Below are 968 nucleotides of genomic sequence, written 5' to 3'. Positions count from 1 at the left end.
TGGCCGGGTCGCCGCGCAGCACGGTCTGGTCGCCATGGCCGGGCAGGCCGGCGATCTGCAGCTTGGTGTCGTACTGATCGGACCAGAACCAGGGCGCTTCATGGGCGGGCAGTGCGCGGCCCGTGATGGCGCAGGCTGCGCGCCGGGCCTGTTCGAGCGCGCTGGGCACGCTCTCGAGCCGGTGCAGCCCGGGGTAGCCGGCCAGCGGGCGGCGCGTGGCATCGCCTATGGCGTAGATGCCGGCCATGGCGGTACGGCCTTCGCCGTCCACGGCAATGCCGCCCGCGCAGTCCAGGCCGAGGGACTGCGCCAGTTCCACGCTGGGCGCGGCGCCCACGCCGATGAGCACCGCATCGCACTCCAGCTGGGTGCCATCGGCCATCGCCAGGCCCGTGATGCTGGCGGGGTTGTCGCCCTGGATGGCGGCTACCGAGGCGTTGAAATGGAAGTCCACGCCCTGGCCCGCATGCAGGTCCTGCAGGTGCGCGGCCATCTGCGACGAGGCGCTGCGCGACAGCAGTCTGCCTTCGCGCTCGATGACCCGGACCTGCACGCCCAGCTTGCGGGCCGTGGACGCGACTTCGAGACCCACATAGCCGCCGCCGATGATGGCCAGGCAGCGCGCGGTCTGCAGATGGCCCCGCAGCGCCTGCGCGTCTTCCATGGTGCGCAGGTAGGTGATGCCAGGCCGCTCATCCCCGGGCAGGACCAGCCAGCGCGGCGCGGAGCCTGTGGCAATGACCAGGTGTTCGTAGTGCAGCACCGATCCGTCGTTCAGCGCCACCTGCCGCGAGCCCGGCTCTATGGCCATGGCGCGCATGCCCGGGCGCAGGGCGATGGCCTGGTCCGCGGAGGCGCCGGCGGGCCGCGGCAACAGCTCGTCCGGGCCCATGGCCTGCTGCAGCCATGCCCTGGACAGCGGCGGGCGCAGGTAGGGTGGCAGGTCCTCGCCTCCGACCACAGTGATC

1 protein-coding gene is annotated in these 968 nt (G+C 72.3%); it reads right to left on the bottom strand.

The window, feature by feature from the left end; translation table 11 throughout:
- Positions 1-968: NAD(P)/FAD-dependent oxidoreductase (locus tag L995_RS04450; protein ID WP_047469521.1), on the bottom strand; the 968-nt coding region annotated here is incomplete at both ends.

It is taken from the genome of Delftia sp. ZNC0008 (assembly GCF_000799035.1).
In the GTDB taxonomy this organism is placed as follows: Bacteria; Pseudomonadota; Gammaproteobacteria; order Burkholderiales; family Burkholderiaceae_C; genus Comamonas; species Comamonas tsuruhatensis.
The sequence above is the reverse complement of the archived record's forward strand: the minus strand, read 5'-3'. Positions and strand labels throughout refer to the sequence as shown.